General features: G+C 63.6%; 15 protein-coding genes and 4 tRNA genes. 6 read left to right on the top strand and 13 right to left on the bottom strand.

The features are described 5' to 3' along the window. Nucleotides 1-170: 170 nt before the first annotated feature. From rplA to AAK988_RS09990, 10 genes are all read right to left on the bottom strand, one after another. On the bottom strand, nt 171-881 hold the full coding sequence (gene rplA, locus AAK988_RS10035; protein WP_135970658.1) for a 50S ribosomal protein L1: 711 nt from the start codon (nt 879-881) through the stop codon (nt 171-173). A gap of 95 nt (nt 882-976) precedes the next feature. Beyond that, the gene (rplK, locus tag AAK988_RS10030) at nt 977-1,474 is read right to left on the bottom strand and encodes a 50S ribosomal protein L11 (RefSeq protein WP_135970659.1); all 498 of its coding nucleotides are present in this window, start codon (nt 1,472-1,474) and stop codon (nt 977-979) included. 115 nt (nt 1,475-1,589) lie between these two features. Beyond that, complete coding sequence (gene nusG / locus AAK988_RS10025) at nt 1,590-2,120, bottom strand: transcription termination/antitermination protein NusG (RefSeq protein WP_135970660.1); 531 nt, start codon at nt 2,118-2,120, stop codon at nt 1,590-1,592. A 12-nt stretch (nt 2,121-2,132) separates the two neighbouring features. Then, nucleotides 2,133-2,537 carry a preprotein translocase subunit SecE gene (gene secE / locus AAK988_RS10020; protein WP_369873692.1) on the bottom strand — a complete coding sequence of 135 codons (405 nt, stop codon included), beginning with the start codon at nt 2,535-2,537 and terminating at the stop codon, nt 2,133-2,135. A 72-nt stretch (nt 2,538-2,609) separates the two neighbouring features. Next, nucleotides 2,610-2,686: transfer RNA gene (locus tag AAK988_RS10015), tRNA-Trp, on the bottom strand. Between the two features lie 24 nt (nt 2,687-2,710). Beyond that, nucleotides 2,711-2,860: a 50S ribosomal protein L33 gene (rpmG, locus tag AAK988_RS10010; protein WP_016309183.1), complete on the bottom strand. Its 150-nt coding sequence runs from the start codon at nt 2,858-2,860 to the stop codon at nt 2,711-2,713. Nucleotides 2,861-2,983: 123 nt separating this feature from the next. Then, nucleotides 2,984-4,186, bottom strand: coding sequence for an elongation factor Tu (gene tuf, locus AAK988_RS10005; RefSeq protein ID WP_028027409.1), 1,203 nt, complete (start codon nt 4,184-4,186; stop codon nt 2,984-2,986). A gap of 76 nt (nt 4,187-4,262) precedes the next feature. Then, a tRNA-Met gene (locus tag AAK988_RS10000) sits at nt 4,263-4,339 on the bottom strand. A gap of 3 nt (nt 4,340-4,342) precedes the next feature. Next, nucleotides 4,343-4,418 (bottom strand) — tRNA-Thr (locus tag AAK988_RS09995). Between the two features lie 4 nt (nt 4,419-4,422). Then, nucleotides 4,423-4,507: transfer RNA gene (locus tag AAK988_RS09990), tRNA-Tyr, on the bottom strand. Between the two features lie 341 nt (nt 4,508-4,848). On the opposite strand from AAK988_RS09990, the gene AAK988_RS09985 reads away from it, so the two are divergent. After that, the gene (locus tag AAK988_RS09985) at nt 4,849-6,009 is read left to right on the top strand and encodes a coiled-coil domain-containing protein (RefSeq protein ID WP_135970662.1); all 1,161 of its coding nucleotides are present in this window, start codon (nt 4,849-4,851) and stop codon (nt 6,007-6,009) included. Between the two features lie 219 nt (nt 6,010-6,228). Here the strand turns inward: AAK988_RS09985 and AAK988_RS09980 are convergent, their stop codons facing one another. Continuing rightward, nucleotides 6,229-7,824, bottom strand: a complete 1,596-nt coding sequence (locus AAK988_RS09980; RefSeq protein WP_151430116.1) for a response regulator transcription factor — start codon at nt 7,822-7,824, stop codon at nt 6,229-6,231. Nucleotides 7,825-8,084: 260 nt separating this feature from the next. Here AAK988_RS09980 and AAK988_RS09975 point away from each other — a divergent pair, with 260 nt between their 5' ends. Beyond that, entirely contained in the window at nt 8,085-10,043 is a 1,959-nt protein-coding gene (locus tag AAK988_RS09975; RefSeq protein ID WP_170272724.1) for an FAD-binding protein, read from the top strand. A gap of 185 nt (nt 10,044-10,228) precedes the next feature. Here the strand turns inward: AAK988_RS09975 and AAK988_RS09970 are convergent, their stop codons facing one another. Together AAK988_RS09970 and putP are read right to left on the bottom strand one after the other, a co-directional pair. Continuing rightward, nucleotides 10,229-11,422 (bottom strand): FprA family A-type flavoprotein, encoded by a 1,194-nt coding sequence (locus AAK988_RS09970; protein WP_135970665.1) that lies wholly within the window; start codon nt 11,420-11,422, stop codon nt 10,229-10,231. Nucleotides 11,423-11,578: 156 nt separating this feature from the next. Further along, nucleotides 11,579-13,141 (bottom strand): sodium/proline symporter PutP, encoded by a 1,563-nt coding sequence (gene putP / locus AAK988_RS09965; RefSeq protein WP_135970666.1) that lies wholly within the window; start codon nt 13,139-13,141, stop codon nt 11,579-11,581. 297 nt (nt 13,142-13,438) lie between these two features. Between putP and AAK988_RS09960 the strand changes: the two genes are divergently transcribed. From AAK988_RS09960 to AAK988_RS09945, 4 genes are all read left to right on the top strand, one after another. Beyond that, nucleotides 13,439-14,728 carry an aspartate aminotransferase type Ic gene (locus AAK988_RS09960; RefSeq protein WP_369873694.1) on the top strand — a complete coding sequence of 430 codons (1,290 nt, stop codon included), beginning with the start codon at nt 13,439-13,441 and terminating at the stop codon, nt 14,726-14,728. A gap of 284 nt (nt 14,729-15,012) precedes the next feature. Then, the gene (locus AAK988_RS09955; protein ID WP_369873695.1) at nt 15,013-16,446 is read left to right on the top strand and encodes a carboxylate--amine ligase; all 1,434 of its coding nucleotides are present in this window, start codon (nt 15,013-15,015) and stop codon (nt 16,444-16,446) included. Further along, on the top strand, nt 16,443-17,174 hold the full coding sequence (cuyB, locus tag AAK988_RS09950) for a cysteate racemase (RefSeq protein WP_369873696.1): 732 nt from the start codon (nt 16,443-16,445) through the stop codon (nt 17,172-17,174). The genes AAK988_RS09955 and cuyB overlap by 4 nt, the downstream gene beginning before the upstream one ends. Nucleotides 17,175-17,267: 93 nt before the next feature. Next, nucleotides 17,268-17,756, top strand: a complete 489-nt coding sequence (locus AAK988_RS09945) for a class II glutamine amidotransferase domain-containing protein (protein WP_369880693.1) — start codon at nt 17,268-17,270, stop codon at nt 17,754-17,756. Nucleotides 17,757-17,807 lie beyond the last annotated feature (51 nt).

The raw sequence follows: 17,807 nt of genomic DNA, 5'->3' as shown, positions 1-17,807 counted from the left end.
CGCAGACCTCGCTTTCGCAACTTTCCGACTCTGAGCGGGCACATAGCCTCGCCCGGCCGATAAATCCGCACGGAAACGATCATCCCGCCGGCCCTAAAGGCCGAAACGCAAAAGAACCCCGCGACCGGAACAGTCGCGGGGTTCCCTTTACTGATAGAGAAGCGTGTCGGCTACTCGGCAGCCTGGGTGTAGGCGCGGGTCACGGAGGAGTCCACGGCAACGCCCGGGGTCATAGTGCCCGAGACGGTGACGGACTTCACGTACTTGCCCTTGGCCGCGGCCGGCTTCATGCGCAGGATCTCGTCGTAGACGGCGCCGTAGTTCTCAGCCAGCTGCTCGGCGGTGAAGGACACCTTGCCGAGGATGACGTGGGCGATGCCGTAACGGTCGGCGCGGTACTCCACGCGGCCGCCCTTCAGCTCGTTGATGGCCTTCGCCACGTCGTTGGTGACGGTGCCGAGCTTCGGGTTCGGCATGAGGCCGCGGGGGCCGAGGATCTTGCCGAGACGGCCAACCTTGCCCATCTGATCCGGGGTAGCCACGGCGGCGTCGAAGTTGAACTCGCCGGCCTGGATCTGCTCCATGAGGATGTCGGTACCCACGATGTCGGCGCCAGCCTCCTCGGCGGCCTGGGCGGCAGCGCCCTCGGCGAACACGGCCACGCGCACGGTCTTGCCAGAGCCGTTGGGCAGGCTCACGGTGCCGCGCAGCTGCTGGTCGGCCTGACGAGTATCGATGCCCAGACGGAAATCGCCGGTCACGGTCTCGTCGAAGTTAGCCGTGGAAATCTCCTTCAGCAGCGCCATGGCCGCCAGCGGGGACACCGGCTCGGCCGGAATCTGCGCCTCAGCGGCAACGTACTTCTTGGACTTCTTGCTCATTGCAATTCCTTTCGTGGTAATGGCGGGCGCTTCCAGCCCTTCCACTGATTCAGCTTGCGCAGTCGCAAGCCCTGTGATTACTAAATACCTGGCAACTACTCAGCGGTCTTGCCCTGAAGCATGGCGGCAACCTTGCGGCTGGGCACGTACTTCTTCTTCATCTCGCGGCCCTCGATGCGCACGCCCATGGAACGGGCGGTGCCAGCCACGATCTCCATGGCGGCCTCGATGGTGTTGGCATTCAGGTCGGGCATCTTGATCTCGGCGATCTCGCGGAGCTGGTCCTCAGTGAGGGTGCCGGCCACCTGAATCTGCGGAATGGCGGCGCCGCTCTTGATGCCGAGCTTCTCCTTGATGAGCACGGCCGCCGGCGGGGTCTTACACACGAAGGTGAAGGACTTGTCCTCGTAGACGGTGATCTCGACGGGGATGATGGTGCCGGCCTGATCCTGCGTCTGGGCGTTGAACGCCTGGCAGAACTGCATGATGTTGACGCCCTGGGCGCCAAGGGCCGGACCAACCGGGGGAGCCGGGTTAGCGGCACCGGCGGGGATTTGCAGCTTTACAAATCCGGTGACTTTCTTGTCAGCCATCTGTGACTACCTTTCAGATGAATCGACTACTACTTCTCTATCACTAAAAACTCGAGGTTCGCGAGAAGCCCCGGTCCACGCGGGCACAGCCCCTCGAGTCAAAGTGCTCGCACAGTTAGATCTTGGCCACCTGGTCAAACGACAGCTCGACGGGGGTTTCGCGGCCGAAGATGGAGACCATGACCTTGACCTTGCCGGCCTCGGGCATAACCTCGGACACCGTGCCGTCGAACTCGGCAAGGGGGCCGTGGGTGACCTTCACCGACTGGCCGACCTCCAGGTTGGAGGAGGTCTTCTTCGGAGCCTCGCGGCTCGTGCGCTTCATGATCTTGTTGTATTCCTCGCGGGTGAGCGCCTGGGGGTTGCCCTGGCTGCCCACGAAGCCGGTGACGCCGGGGGTGTTGCGCACCGCAGCCCAGCTGCGGTCGTCGAGCTCCATGCGCACGAGCACGTAGCCCGGGAACACCTTCTTCTCGCTCTCGACGCGACGGCCGCCCTCTTTGATCTCGGTGACCATCTCGGTGGGAATCTCGATGCCGAAGACATTGTTCTCGAGGCCCATGACCTCGATACGCTGCTCCAGGTTGCTCTTCACCTTGTTCTCGTAACCGGAATAGGTGTGCAGCACATACCACTTCTTAGCCATTGGTTCTAGCTCCTATCCCAGAGAGATGCCAGAGATCAGCACGAGCAACGGCGTGATGATCGCGTTGTCGAGAATCGCCACGAAGATACCGAAGAACAGCAGGGCCACCACGACCACGCCGCTCCAGCGCAGGACGTCGGTGCGGGTCGGCCAGGTGACACGCTTCATCTCAGCCTTCACATCGCGAAGGAACTGGAAGCGCTTCTTCTTCGGCTTCTCCTCGGCCTTCTTTGCGGGCTTGCCGCTATCGGAGGACGCAGAGGCATCGGAGCTCTTCTTGAACAGCCCCTTCTTCTCGGGCACCGCCTCCTCGGCCTTGGCCGGCTGGGGGTTAGCGGCTTCGAGTTCGCGCTCGACCTTGCGCTGCTGGCGGGCAGCGGAAGCCTTTGCCTTCTGTGTCTTTGATTTCTTAGCCATGAGGTTCCTTACGGAAATATCTTTTCTCTAATCGCCAAAAAAGCAGCCTCTAGGCTGCTCACGTAAACAAGCTGGCAGGCCAGGAGGGACTCGAACCCCCAACATGCGGTTTTGGAGACCGCCGCTCTACCAATTGGAGCTACTGGCCTATGCCTGTTTCAGAACCTAACCTCTTATCGGGTTTCCTTGTGCAGGGTGTGCTTGTTGCACCACTTGCAGTACTTCTTGAACTCGATGCGGTCAGGATTGTTCTGCTTGTTCTTCTTGGTCGTGTAGTTACGGCGCTTGCACTCGGTGCAGGCCAGGGTGACCAGAGTACGCATGAATTCTCCTTTTACCTATAAAACCAAAATGCAGGATTGATGATACACATGAAGCGCTGGAAAGAAAGGGGCTGCTCGGCTGAGGAACAGCCCCTTTCGGTGAAGCGATGCGTAAGGACTAGCTTACTTGAAGATCTTGGTCACACGACCGGAGCCAACAGTGCGGCCACCCTCGCGGATAGCGAACTTGAGGCCCTCTTCCATGGCGATGGGGTGAATGAGCTCGCCCTTGATCGTCACGTTATCGCCAGGCATAACCATCTCGGTGCCCTCGGGCAGGTGAGCCACGCCAGTCACGTCGGTGGTGCGGAAGTAGAACTGCGGACGATAGCCATCGAAGAACGGGGTGTGACGGCCGCCCTCTTCCTTGGTCAGGATGTAGACCTGGCCCTCGAACTCGGTGTGCGGGGTCACGCTACCGGGCTTGCAGAGAACCTGGCCGCGCACGATCTCCTCGCGCTTGATGCCGCGGAGCAGGCAGCCGATGTTGTCGCCAGCCTGAGCCTCGTCCAGCAGCTTGCGGAACATCTCGATGCCGGTGCAGACCGTGTTCTGGGTCTCGCGGATACCGACGATCTCCAGCGGGTCGTTCACGTGCAGAACGCCGCGCTCCACACGACCGGTGGCAACGGTGCCACGGCCGGTGATGGTCATGGTGTCCTCGACAGCCATCAGGAACGGCTTGTCGACGTCGCGCTCGGGGGTGGGGATGTAGGAGTCCACAGCGTCCATGAGCTCCCAAACCTTCTCCTGCCACTCCTTGTCGCCCTCGAGGGCCTTCAGAGCGGAGCCACGGATGATCGGGGTGTCGTCGCCCGGGAACTCGTAGGAGTCGAGCAGCTCGCGCACTTCCATCTCAACGAGCTCGATGAGCTCCTCGTCGTCGACCATGTCGCACTTGTTCAGGAAGACCACGATGTAGGGCACGCCCACCTGACGGGCGAGCAGGATGTGCTCGCGAGTCTGGGCCATGGGGCCGTCGGTGGCGGCGATGACCAGGATAGCGCCGTCCATCTGAGCAGCACCGGTGATCATGTTCTTCACGTAGTCGGCGTGACCGGGGCAGTCCACGTGAGCGTAGTGGCGGGTATCGGTCTCGTACTCGATGTGAGCAATGGAGATGGTGATGCCGCGCTCGCGCTCCTCGGGGGCCTTGTCGATCATGTCGAAGGCGGTGAAGTCGGCATTAGCGGTGCCGTGGGAGCCATCATTGTCAGACAGGGTCTTGGAGATGGCAGCGGTGAGCGTCGTCTTGCCATGGTCAACGTGACCGATGGTACCGATGTTAACATGCGGCTTGGAACGCTCGAACTTCTCCTTAGCCATGTTTCATCCTCCTTCAAGGGTGGTGGCGATTCGATTTCAACAAAATAAACGCGCCCGGAGGGCGCGGTAAATCTAATGGTAGCGGTGACTGGATTTGAACCAGTGACGCCACGGGTATGAACCGTGTGCTCTGACCAACTGAGCTACACCGCCAGGTGGAGCCTGCGACCGGACTTGAACCGGTGACCTCTTCGTTACCAACGAAGTGCTCTACCGACTGAGCTACGCAGGCGAAATGGTGGGCGCGCTAGGATTCGAACCTAGGTAGGCATAACCAACGGGTTTACAGCCCGTCCCCTTTAACCACTCGGGCACACGCCCATTTCGGCGCTGAATTCATGTGTACTTTTCAAGCTGCCGCCCGTTTGCACCCGTCGCCGGAACAAGCGAGCGAACGGAATAATACGCTACGGCAACGAACGTGTCAACCACTTACACGCCCCCGGGCGTGTCTCCATCATTCCTCCCCAAAATCCCACGACGCGCCTTCGTCCCTACTATATATAAGCTTGAGGTGGCCATTGGGGCTCGCGAGGCTGCCTTCAGGAGGTTTCCTATTGTGAATCCCTTCTGGAAGGGACGTGAAGATGGCCGTGGCGTGCTATGATACACAAACTAGTTTGCACTGAACGCACCAGATGCTCCCCAGGAGGTCACACTATATGAGTGAGCATACACGCCCTTTTAGCAGACGTGCCTTTGTCGGCGGCGCCGCTGTCTTCGGCATTTCCCTATGCCTGCCGACGCTGACCCCCACTCCGGCTCTCGCCGTCACGGCCGCTGAGAAGCAGGCCGAGGCGAACGCTGCTCTTGAGAAACTCAACGCTATGCAGGAGAAGCTCGATCGGGCCTCCGATGCCTACTTCGACGCCTGCACCGAGCGCGATAACGCTCAGGCCCGCATGGACGAGGCCCAAGGCCGCATCGACACCGCTTCCTCCCGCATCAGCGAGCTGCAGGATCATCTGGGTAATCGCGCCCGGTCCATGTACCGCTCCGGTTCGTCCACGTTCCTCGATCTGCTGCTGGGCGCCACCACGTTCCAGGCCTTCGCCTCGAACTGGGATCTGCTCAACGACATGAACCAGAACGACGCGGACATGGTGGAGGAGACCAAGACGCTGCGAGCCGAGGTGGAGTCCGAGAAGGCCGTCTACACCGAGCAGCGCGATGTCGCCGACCAGAAGGCCAAGGAGGCCGAGGCCGTTCAGGCCGAGGCCGAGGTCCTGGTGGACCAGATGGCCGAGACCTACAACTCGCTGTCCGCCGAGGCCGCCGAGCTGCTGCGCCAGGAGGAGGAGGCCCGCGAGGCCGCCGCTCGCGCTGCCGCCCAGGCTGCCGAGGAAGAGGCCCGGCGCCAGGCCGAGGCCGAGGAGGCTGCCCGTCGCGAGCAGCAGAACTCCAACTCCGGCAACAACGGTGGGGGCGGCAGCGACGACGATGACAACGGCGGCGGTTCTGGTGGTGGAGGCGGTTCCAGCTCCAACAACAACCGCCCGCAGTCCGTCTCCGGCAACACCGTGGTGGATCGCGCCTACGGCGAGCTGGGCAAGCCCTACGCCTGGGGTGCCGTAGGCCCGAACTCCTACGATTGCTCCGGCCTCGTGAGCTACTGCCTCTCTGGCAGCCATACGCGCTTGGGCACTACGGGCACCTTCATGGGCTGGCCCCACGTGTCGAATCCCAAGCCCGGAGACATCTGCGTGAACAGCCACCATTGCGGTGTCTACATCGGCGATGGCCAGATGATCCACGCCCCCCGCTCCGGCGATGTGGTGAAGGTCTCCGGCGTTCACTCCGGTATGGTGTACGTGCGCTACTAGGCACGAGGAAAATGCATCGAAGCAAGAAAGGGCTCCCTGCGGGGAGCCCTTTCTTGTGCAGGAAATGCCCTCGGGAACAGACAGTCACCTCTCTCTCGACGCTACCCCTCCCCAGATAGATTCACGAACCCTCGGTAAGGAGCGTCCTGGCTGCCGTTAGTCGGCCAAGCGTCTGGCCGGTGCCCCCATGACTCGCCTCTATCCCGCAGGAAGCAGGCCCTACCCCAAGCTATCCTCGATCAGGGATAGCAGCTCCTGTTGGGTGTGAATGCCGAGCTTGCGATAGAGATTCTTGCGGTGGGTATTCACCGTGTTGCGGGAAATGAAGAGCGTCTTCTCGATATAACCCACATCGCGCCCGCGCGCCAGCAACATGAATATCTCGGTCTCCCGCTCAGTAAGACCGAAGGCGGCGGCCGCATCGCGGCAGCGGTCATCGAGGGACTCATGGGATAGCTTCAAGAGCCGCGGTGAAAGCAAGAGCAGCACGCGCTCGGGCAAGAGGAACGCGTAAGCGGCCACGAGCACTACCACGGCAACGAACCCCACATAGGGCAGCAGATCAGCGTCTGCCTGGGCTGCCGCATACCATTGCATGAATTTAGCGGCGGCAAATCCGCACGGTAACGCGAGAAACTGAAGACCGAACACGCATCCGATAACACGGTACGGGGCCCGTTTCCTCATAAGCATCACCGCCCAGGCGAGCATCCACATGGTTGCAGTAATAAGCGCGTAGGCCACATAGACGACGGCGTAGGAAAAGAACAGGTGGTGATAGGACAAGGGCAGCGCCACTGATCCCACCACGGCAAAGGCGAACGCCGTGCGGTAGAATAGCTCCATGCGATAGGCCCGCCAGCGCTCCATGAGTCCCAGAATGATACCCATGACGAGAGCCGCCGCGCCCAGCACGCAGACGTAGACAAGCCAGAACAGCCCCTCGTCGAGCGGCTCGCTTGTCATCACCACGTTGCAGGTCCATACAAACTCAATCGTGAGGGCAAAGCAGAACAGCGCGGCAGACAAGCGCGGGACAACGCCGTCGCAGCATTCGGTCCCCTTGCCGCTAGGGGTGCAAGGGGCGATTCTCGGCAAACCCTCCTCGACGCCTCCGTCGTCGAAGCCGCGCAAGCACCCCCATGACAGGAAGGGCAATATGCCGGCCAGGGCAACTTTTACCTCGGGGCCGAAAAGAACCACGGGCACGAAGAGCGCCCATTGAAGGCATAGCGCCGCACAGAGCACAGCGAGGATGTCGCGCATATCGAAGGCGGCGATGACCGACCCCCAGGCCAAGGTGAAGTAGGCGACGAAGCACCCAGCGCCCGCCCCCAGGATCGTCGCCAAGAACCATATATGGGGACCGTTGGAGACGGCGATGGCGCTGAGCAACACGGCGGCTATCGCGCAAACCGCCCCCGCGCTGGCTGCGATAACGGGGAGTCGCCGACGAACACGGGAGACAGCAGCCCTCCCGCCCTGCGAGCCCGCACGCCTGAATGCGGCGACAACGAGCAACAGGGCGGCTGTGACGCAAGCACCCACGAGAAACGGATCGTGTACGACCCCGCCACCGTAGGCGACGCTGTCGCGCAGAAGCCCCTCGAAGCAAATGAGCAGATTAGTCCAGGAGACGAAAGCTGCGAAGCCGAAGAGCAGCCGGCCCTTAGCCCCGCAGAGAGAAACGGAGAGGAAGGGTTCCCGGGTCGATCGGGCATCCGGGGCACCGGCGATCCGTCCGCCGCCCTCCCGCCTTCCGCGCACCCCCGAATCGGAATCCCCTGCGGCACCGTTGTTCCTCTCCTCGGTCACAGCCCGCTCCTCCCTTGCAATTGCGCCCGCCTCATTCCATTAGCATTATAACGTTGGCACCTTCCCTGGCATCGAAAATGACCTGAAGCTCTTATCAGGTAAAACACCGAATTCACCTTCTCGTGGTGAGGCGATTTCCCATCATTTCACCATCCCATCGGTATGGATCGGAGGCTGAGAACGGGGCATAGTCACCGAAAGCCGTCCCAAGGGCGGCTGCCATGGATGCAACGAGAGAACCGAAGGAAAGGGGATGGGGTATGACGAACCATCGCAACGGCGACATCGCCGATGGCCGCGGGCGCATTCCGCTCAGCCGCCGCAACTTCCTAACCGGTGCCGGGGCCATTGCCCTGGGCGCCGCCAGCGCCGGCATGATCGCGGGATGCAGCCCCCAGGAGTCGGCTGCGGCCAGGGGCGCAGCCGACGATCCGGCCATGGCCGCCACGGGCGCAGCAGCGCCCACTGGCAACGAGGGCAAGACCATGGGCGAGGTGCTCGGCGCCGGATGGCTTGGCGAAGAGCCGGAGATAGCCGCCGACGCCATTGTCAGCGTAACCGACGCGGACATCATCGTCTGCGGCGCGGGCCATGCAGGCACCGCTGTGGCCCGACGCGCGAGTGAGCTGGGCAAGAAGGTGGTTGTCGTGGAAATGCAGCCGGAAGAGACCTTCAGTGCCCTGGGCAACGACATCGGCCACCTGAACTCCTCCTGGCAGCTCGACCGTGTAGGCATTCCGAAGTACAGCGTCGTCGACTTCATGAACGAGTACCAGATGTACGCTGCCGGCCGCACCCAGCCCACGCTGCTCTCCCAGTTCGCGAACCGCTCCGGCGAGGCCCTTGACTGGTTCATCGACGGCTATACCGAGCAGGAGAAAGACGAGCTCATTCCCCTCAATTGGCCCGTGGTTGATGGTTACAACTACAAGAAGAATGGCTTCACCTCCTACGTGGGCACCTGCCAGTTCGGGGGTTCCGTGGGCATGACCGATGCTGTCAAGCGCTCCCAGGAGAAGGCGAAGGCCGCCGGAGCTCAGTTCATCTACGGCCAGGCCGCCGTGCGCCTCGTGCACAACGAGGACGGCACCGAAGTAACGGGCGTTATCGCCCAGGATTCCGGCACGGGCGAATACCACCAGTACAACGGCGATGCCGTGGTGCTGGCCTGCGGCGACATCGGGAGCAACTCCGCCATGTACAACGCCATTTGCCGCGAGAACTACGAGCTGGGCGAGTACAAGGACTGCGCTGCCATGTCCGGTCGCGACGGCAGCGGCATTGCCATGGCCATGCGCATCGGCGCCAAGGTAGAAATCGCCACCGGCGGCGACATGGGCAGCCACGCTTTCATCCCCCTGTCCCCTATGGAGGGCATCGAGTGCCTGTGGCTGAACAAGTACGGCGAGCGCTACTGCAACGAGGCCTTCGGCGGCCCTCTCTTGTCCGGCTGCGCCGGTGCTCGCGAGCCGGGCGACCGCGCCTACCTTATCTGGGGCGCCGACTGGAAAGAGGTGTTCCTCAATCAGCTGGCGGGACATCTTGCCCCCAAGGAGTGGGACGAGGAGACCATCGCCAACGTGCAGGCCACCATGGAGGCCGCCGTGGACTCGGGCGCCGAGGGCGACGATACCTCGGGCAAATTCCTGTACTGCGCCGACACCCTGGAGGAGCTGTGCGACTTCATGGGCATGGAAGAGGGCGTGAAGGCCAACGCGCTCGCTGCCGTGGAGGCCTGGAACGCCGCCCATGACAAAGGCGAGGACACCGAGTTCGGCCGCGACCCCGAGACCATGTGGCCCATCAGCCAAGGCCCCTTCTACGGATACCCCTGCGGCAAGCGCGTGGGCGGCGGCTCGCTCGTGGCCACCTCCGGCCTGCTCGTCACCGGTCGCCAGCAGGTGCAGGGCCAGGGCTTCGAGCCCATCAAGGGCCTGTTCGCCTGTGGTAACACCTCGGGCGGCCGTTTCCCCATGGGCTACAACGGCATCATGAACGGCGTGTCCATCGGCATGTGCCTGTGCCTGGGCTACACTTTGGGCGAGTTTCTGGCCACCGAGGACTTCAATCGCTACTGCACCCTGGGTTCTGGAAACGCCGATATCAAGCAGTCCGACAAAGGCATGCAAGGACCTCCTCCGGGCGAAGGCGGCGGAGCCGCTGGAGCCCCAGGCGGCGAGGGCGGGCCTGGCGCCAGCACGGGAGGAGCGCCAGCTTAGGCAGTCCATTCCGATCTGCTCGGGAGCCGGCATCCCCTCCCCTCCCCGCTCGCTGGCTCCCCGAGTTTTACGGCACCGCAAGAGCCTACCTGAAAGGAACTCCCCACACCGGGAGTTCCTTTTTTTACCCGCCGCACGGCTGCCGCTCCCGCCCAAGCTCGCAGAAAGAGCCGATCCCTATTTTCTTACTGCACCTTGTCGTGGAACAGGGAGACGAAGTCGACCACGGCGTCATGGAGGTGGTTCAAGCCCTCCCCGTCTTCCACCCATTGATGGGTGAAGGGGGCCTCGGGCAGAGTGAACTTGCAGCTTTCCAGCTGCTGGTACACCTCATTGGGACCCATAGGCGCCCAACCGTAGCTGCCGAAGGGCAGGCCCACCCGGCCCGCAGGCGCAAGGCCCCGCATGTAGCAGAGAAAGGCCGACACCGTGGGCATCATGGTCTTGTTCAGGGTGGGTGAGCCCACGGCGATGTAGCGGGCAATCAGCACCTCGGCCATGATGTCGGAGATGTGGTTCACCTTCAGATCGAGCAAGCGCGCCGGGATGCCCATCTCCACAAAGGCCTCGGTGATCTCCACGGCCATGGCCTCGGTGCTGTGCCACATGGAGTCGTACACCACGAGCGCATACTCGTCGGGCTCGCCGCTGCTCCACTTCCGGTACATGGCCAAGATCTCGGGCACGTGGCTGCGCCAGATGATGCCGTGGGCCGGCGCGATCATGTCGAAGGTGAGGGAGGCGAGGGCCTTCAGGGCCGCCTCCACGTTCTTCCCATAGGGCATCACGATGTTCGCATAGTACTTCTGGGCCTGAACGAGCACCTCGGGCAGGCCCACCTCGTCGTCGAAGCGCTTCGAGGAGGCGTAGTGCTGGCCGAAGGAGTCGTTGGAGAAGAGGATCTGGTCGTACTCGTCGTAGGTGACCATGGAATCGGGCCAGTGCACCATAGGCGTCTGCACGAAGGTGAGGGTGCGCTTGCCGATGTTCAGCGTGTCGCCGGTCTTCACGCCCAGGAGGTTCAATCCCTCGCCATAATGGGCGGTGAGCCCCGCCACGCCCTTGGGGGCGCCGGTGACGATGGTGGCGTTCGGCGCGATGGCCGCCATCTCGGGCAGGCCGCCGGAGTGGTCCATCTCCACGTGGTTCGACACGATGTAGTCTATCTTGGCCGGATCCACGATGGTGCCGATGCGCTCGATGAGCTCGCCCACGAAGGGGCGCTTGCAGGTGTCGATGAGGGTGATCTTCTCATCGAGGATGAGGTAGGCATTGTAGGTGCTGCCGCGCTCGGTGGTATAGCCGTGGAAGTTGCGCTCGTTCCAATCCACACCGCCCACCCAGAAAACATCCGGCTTGATCTCAACGGCTTTCAGCATGAGCTCCCCTTTGTTCGTCGGTTACCGGCCTATGGTAGCCCAGATATCGCCCGCTGTCCTGCCGCGCGGTCGCTTGTTGGGGAACTGTTTGGAGAGAACGGCGCGAAAAAGGAGCCGCCCGGAGGCGGCTCGATAACGCGCGGTGCGGATACGCTGCTACACATCCAGCTCCATGTAGGTGTCGAAGTCGTCGGTGACCTCCTTGCTGGGCTCGGGCGTGAGCTTGGAGACCACGATGATCACCAGCAGCGCCAGCACGAAGCCGGGCAAAAGCTCGTAGACGGCGAACCACCCGCCCAGAGGCGCGATGAAGTTGTTCCAGATGATGACCGTGGCGGCACCGGTGAGCATGCCGGCGATGGCGCCGGGCAGCGTGGTGCGGCGCCAATACAGCGAACACAACATGAGCGGGCCGAACGAGGCGCCGAAGCCGGCCCAGGCGTAGGACACGATGTTGAAGATGGAGGAGTTCTGATCCATGGCCAAGAAGCACCCGAGCACGAGGATGCAGGTGAGCGTCACGCGGGCCACGATCATGACCTGGCGGTCGGTGGCGTCGCGCTTGATAAGGCCCTTGAAGATGTTCGTGGCCACCGCGCTGCCCGAGATGAGCAGATAGGAGGACGACGAGCTCATGGCCGCCGCGAAGATGCCCGAGACCACCAGGCCGCAGAAGAACGACGGCAAGAGGATCTGGGCCAGCACGATGAACACGCTCTCGGCCGCCGCCTGGGTGGCGAAGGCGTCGGGCAGATACGCGCGGCCGATAAGGCCGATGCACACGGCGGCGCTCATGGACACCACGAGCCAGATCATGGCGATGAGGCGGGACTTCTTGATCTCGTCGGAGTGGCGGATGGACATGAAGCGGATGAGCACCTGGGGCATACCGAAGTAGCCGAGGCCCCAGGCCAGGCCGCTTACGATGGTGATGATGCCGTAGGTGTTGGCGTCGCCGAACTGCGGCAGCCCGTCGATCATGACCTGGGCGCCCCCCTCGTCGAGCACGGGGGTGGCGATCTGGGTAGCCGACAGGAAGCCGGGGATGGACTGGAGGAACGCCACAGTGTTCTCCACACCGCCGGCCGCCGTGACGCTGCCGACGAAGATGGTCACGAGCGCGCAGAACATGAGGGTGCCCTGCACGAGATCGGTGGTGCACACCGAGAGATACCCGCCCATGAAGGTGTACAGAAACACGATGATGGCGCCGATGACCATCATGGCCGCGTAATCCCAGCCGAACAGCGTGGCGAACAGCTTGCCCACGGTCACGAAGCACGAGGCCGTGTAGATGGTGAAGAACAAAAGGATGATGACCGCGGCGATGGTCATGAGGATGTGCTTCTTGTCGTGGAAGCGGTTGCTGAAGAAGTCGGGCACCGTGATGGCGTTACCGGCTTTCTCGGAGTACTTGCGCAGGCGCTTGGCCACGAACTTCCAGTTCAGGTACGTGCCGATAACCAGGCCGATGGCCGTCCACATGGCATCGGACGCACCGGTGAAGTAGGCCACGCCGGGCAGGCCCATGAGCAGCCACCCCGACATGTCCGAGGCCTCGGCCGACAGGGCCGTGAGCCACGGGCCCAGCCCGCGCCCGCCGAGGAAGTACTCCTCACTCGACGAGTTGGAGCGCCGCGCGTAGACGAAGCCGATGACGACCACGACGACGAAGTAGATGAGCATGGCGAAAACTACCCAGAAGTCGCTTTCGATCATATTTCCCCCTTCTGCGAGAACCTTTTCAACACGCTTGGGACTCCCCGGGGGTCGGTTTCGGCAGGGGGCGCCGCGCTCGGGCAGTCCTCGCTTCGGGGAACCGCCCCCTGGACTGTTCTCGTCGCTGCGGAATCTGCGCGCGGACCCCCTGCCGAAACCGACACCGTATGGCCAGCCATTCTTGCGAAGTGCCATATTCCGTGCCGATAACCTTACCGTTGGGATTATACTTTACCGCGATGGAGTGAAGGCCATCATCTTATGCAGACGAGCAGTTTTACGGCGAAAGGACGGAAGATGCCGCGCTACGCAGCCATGACGAAGGCGGAATTGGAGACCGAGCTCGCGGCCGTGCGGGCCCGCTACGACGAGATGGTCGCCCGGGGGCTTTCCCTGAACATGGCCCGCGGCAAGCCGTCGGCGGCGCAGCTGGAGCTGTCGCTACCCCTGTTGGACGCTCTGGACGCAACCGCCGACCTTACCGCCGAGGACGGCACCGACTGCCGCAACTACGGAGTGCTCGACGGCATCCCCGAGGCGAAGCGGCTCATGGCGACGCTGCTGGACGATGAGCCCGAAAATGTCATCGTGCTGGGCAACGCCAGCCTCACGGCCATGTACGACGCCATGGTGCGATACATGCTGTTCGGCACCCAGGGAAACGGGCCCTGGAGCCGGCTGCCCCGAGTGAGGTGGCTGTGCCCCGTGCCGGGCTACGACCGCCACTTCGCCATCTGCGAGGCTCTGGGCATCGAGATGATTCCCGTGCCCATGGACGAGCACGGCCCGGACATGGACGAGGTGGAGCGCCTCGTGGCCGCCGATGCAGCCGTGAAGGGCATCTGGTGCGTGCCGAAGTACTCGAACCCCACGGGCGTCACCTACTCCGATGACGTGGTGCGCCGCCTGGCGGCCATGGACGCCGCCGCGCCTGACTTCCGCATCTTCTGGGACAACGCCTACGCCGTGCACCACTTCTCCGCCGATGCGGCCGAGCAGGATACCGTGCTCGACATCGCCACGGCCTGCCGCGAGGCGGGCAACCCCGACCGCTACCTGAAGTTCGGTTCCACTTCCAAGATCACCTTCCCCGGGGCCGGCGTGGCGGCCGTGGCGGCGAGTCCCGCCAACGTAGCGGAGATCAAGCGCCACATGAGCGCCCAGGCCATCGGCCACGACAAGCTGAACCAGCTGCGCCATGCCCGGTTCCTGGACGAGGGCGCGGGCCTTGCCGCCCACATGGCGCGCCACGGCGAGCTCATGGCGCCGAAGTTCGACCTGGTGTGCCGCCGTCTGGACGAGGAGCTGGGCGAGGCCGGCATTGCCACGTGGACGAACCCCCGGGGCGGTTACTTCGTGAGCTTCGAGGGGCCCGAGGGCACCGCCCGCCGCATCGTGGCCCTGGCGAAGGAGGCCGGCGTGACCATGACCGGCGCGGGCGCCACCTGGCCCTACGGCGACGACCCGGCCGATTCCAACATCCGCATCGCGCCGTCGCTGCCGCCCCTCGAGGAGCTGGACGCCGCCATGGACGTGTTCTGCTGTTGCGTGAAGCTAGCCGCGCTGGAGCGGCTGGTCGCAGCGTAGGCTACCCCTTCGGGTCGGGGCGCCCGGTATTCCGATTCGCTCAGACAGTCCTCGCTTTGCGGGAGTGCCCACCGGGCACTCCCGGTCGCTGCGGAACTCGCTCGGTCGAAACACCGGCCGCCCCGACCCTGCACGCGAGGAATTCGTCGACGACCGTTCCCTTCGTAAGGAAAAGTTTCGCCCTCCTTACGCTTTCTTCAGCATTTGCTATGGGATGCGTAATGAGGGCTTTTTCTATCATCTTTCCTGTACCGAAACCCTCGCCGATGCAGGAGATGAGACCTATGGAGAGAACCGACGCCCCGGACGTGCTACCCGTCATACTCGGGGGCGACATCGGTGCCTACAGCCTGGCGCGGGCTTTCCATGAGGCCTACGGCATCGTGTCCCTCGTGCTGTCCCAGGCCGACTGCCATATGTGCGGCGACTCCTCCATCCTCGTGAACCGGGTGGTACCGCATCTGGAGCGCCGCGAGGTGCTGCTGTCCACCCTGGCCGATGTGGCCGAGTGCTTCGACCACCGCCCCCTGCTGTTGCTCGGCTGCGGCGACTGGTACGTGCGCACCATCGTGGAGATGCGCGCCCAGCTCGAAGACGCCTTCATCATCCCCTACATCGGCGAGGATCTCCTAAACCGCCTCACCGACAAGGAGCGTTTCTACGCCCTGTGCGCCGAAGTCGGCGTGCCCACCCCGCGCACCGTTATCTTCGACGTAGGCGACCCCGATGCCGACCCCGCCGCGCTGAAGCTCCCCTTCCCCTTCCCCGTCGTGGCCAAGCCCGCCTCCTCGGCGGCCTACCACTATGCCGACTTTCCCGGCAAGGAGAAGGTGTTCTTCCCCCGCGACGGCGCCGAACTCGCCCGCGTGCTCGGCGCCGTGCAGAAAAGCCGCTACGACGGATCGTTTCTCATTCAGGAGACCATTCCCGGCGACGACACCCACATGCGCATCTTGACCACCTATTCCGATCAGACGGGAAAAGTGCGCTTCGCCGCCTTCGGCCAGACGCTTCTGGAAGACATGCGGCCCATGGGGGTGGGCAACCCGCTGGCCATTGTGAGCCGGGTGGACGAGACCGTCGTGGCCGAGGCGACGCGGCTTTTGGAGGCCGTGGGCTACACCGGCTTCGCGAACTTTGACATCAAGGTGGATCCGCGCGACGGCAGCCACGTGTTCTTCGAGATCAACACGCGGCTCGGCCGCAGCAACTACTATGTGACGGCCGCTGGCTACAACGTGGCCCGCTGGCTCGTGGACGACCTCGTAGAGGGCCGCGGGCTTCCGGCCGGGCTCACCGTAGCCCGCACCACCGACTCGCTGTACACCGTGGTGCCGAAGGTCATCCTAATGGACTACATCCGAGACGACGACCTTAGGCGCGAGGTGCGCGGCCTGTACGCCTTGGGCCGCGATGCCGGCCCTTTGGACTATGAGGCCGAGCGCAGTCTGCGGCGACGACTCTACCCCCTCGTGTTCGCTGCCCGCCAATGGCGCACCTGCCGGGCGGCCTTGGCCGCCAAACGGGCCCGGGAAATGCGCGGGGAAGTCTCTTTCGGGTGCGGGGTAACCCCGCACCCGGCCCGTGCCCAGCACGGGCCTGCGCCTGATGGGAGCCCCGACTGCGGGCAGGAGGCCTCCGCGCCCTCCGCCGACGGCGCGCCTGCGTCCGCCGCATTCAAGGGGACCGATGACTGCTGGGCGGGAGCGATCCTGTGACCGCCCATTTGGTGGGCGTGCTCGGCGGCGTGGGCCCGGGGGCCACGGCCCACTTCCTGCGACGGCTCGTGGAGCGCACCGACGCCCGCTGCGACCAGGACCACGTGCGCACCCTCGCCTTCAACGACACGGCCATTCCCGATCGCACGGCATTCCTCACCGGCGCGAGCTCTCGCTCCCCGGTGGCGGTGCTTATCGAGGACGGACAGTTGCTGGCCGCCTGCGGATGCGATCTTCTGGCACTGCCCTGCAACACGGCCCATTCGTTCTTCGACGAGGTGCAGAGCGCCCTTTCCGTTCCCCTCATCCACATGGTGCGCGAGACCATGGCAGCAACGGCCGCGATGGGTCTGCGCCGGGTAGGTGTGCTGGCCACAGCCGGCACCGTGCTTTCCGACGTATACGGCTGGGCGGGCGCCGAGGCGGGCGTGGCGGCCCACTACCCCGATCGCGCGGGACAGCGGGCCGTAAGCTCGATCATCTTCGACCAGGTGAAGGCGGGACTGCCCGTTGACCCGACCTCCCTGGACGGGCTGGCCGCTCCCTTTTGCGCCATGGGCTGCGACGGGGTGGTGCTCGGTTGCACCGAGCTATCGCTGGCCTTTAGAGGTCGCGGCGAGGCGGCGGGCTTGCCTGTGATAGACGCCTTGGACATATTGGCCGATCGCATCATCGAGCATGCTGGGCGCCCGTTGAAAAACTCCGAAACCTTGCCACTTCCAAACTAGTTATTTTACCTGCGGTTTCTTCTTGTTTCACCAGGTCATTGGCTTGGCAAGTTTTCCGCGTTTTGCAACACGACCAGGTAGGAGGGACTGCCCATGTGCGGTTTCGTAGGATTCGCCGGCGAGGACGGCACGCTAGATCACGGGGCGACGGTCCGCGCGATGGCCGACGCCATCGCCCATCGCGGCCCCGACGATGCGGGTTACTTTACCGATGGGCGGGCGGCCCTCGGCTTCCGGCGCCTGGCCATCATCGACCTGGAGGGGGCTCGCCAGCCCCTGCGCAACGAGGACGATTCCCTCGTGCTCGTCTTCAACGGCGAGATCTACAACTACCGGGAACTGAGGTCGGCGCTCATCCGGGCCGGGCATCGCTTCTCCACGGACGGCGACGGGGAGGTGGTGCTCCACGGCTTCGAGCAGTGGGGGCCGGCGGTACTCGACCGGCTGCGAGGTATGTTCGCCCTCGCCCTGTACCGACCCGCCGACGGCGAGCTCTTCCTGGCCCGAGACGCCTTCGGCATCAAGCCCCTGTACTATGCGGAAATCGGCCGGCGCATGATCGTGTGCCCAATGTTGGTGTAACGGTCGTTTCCCCTGATGCATGAGGAACGGCCATCGCCTAGAATCTTCAAT

Source organism: Adlercreutzia muris (assembly GCF_041223505.1).
Classification (GTDB): Bacteria; Actinomycetota; Coriobacteriia; order Coriobacteriales; family Eggerthellaceae; genus Adlercreutzia; species Adlercreutzia muris.
Note: the sequence above shows the minus strand (reverse complement) of the source record. Positions and strands in the feature narration are given on the sequence as shown.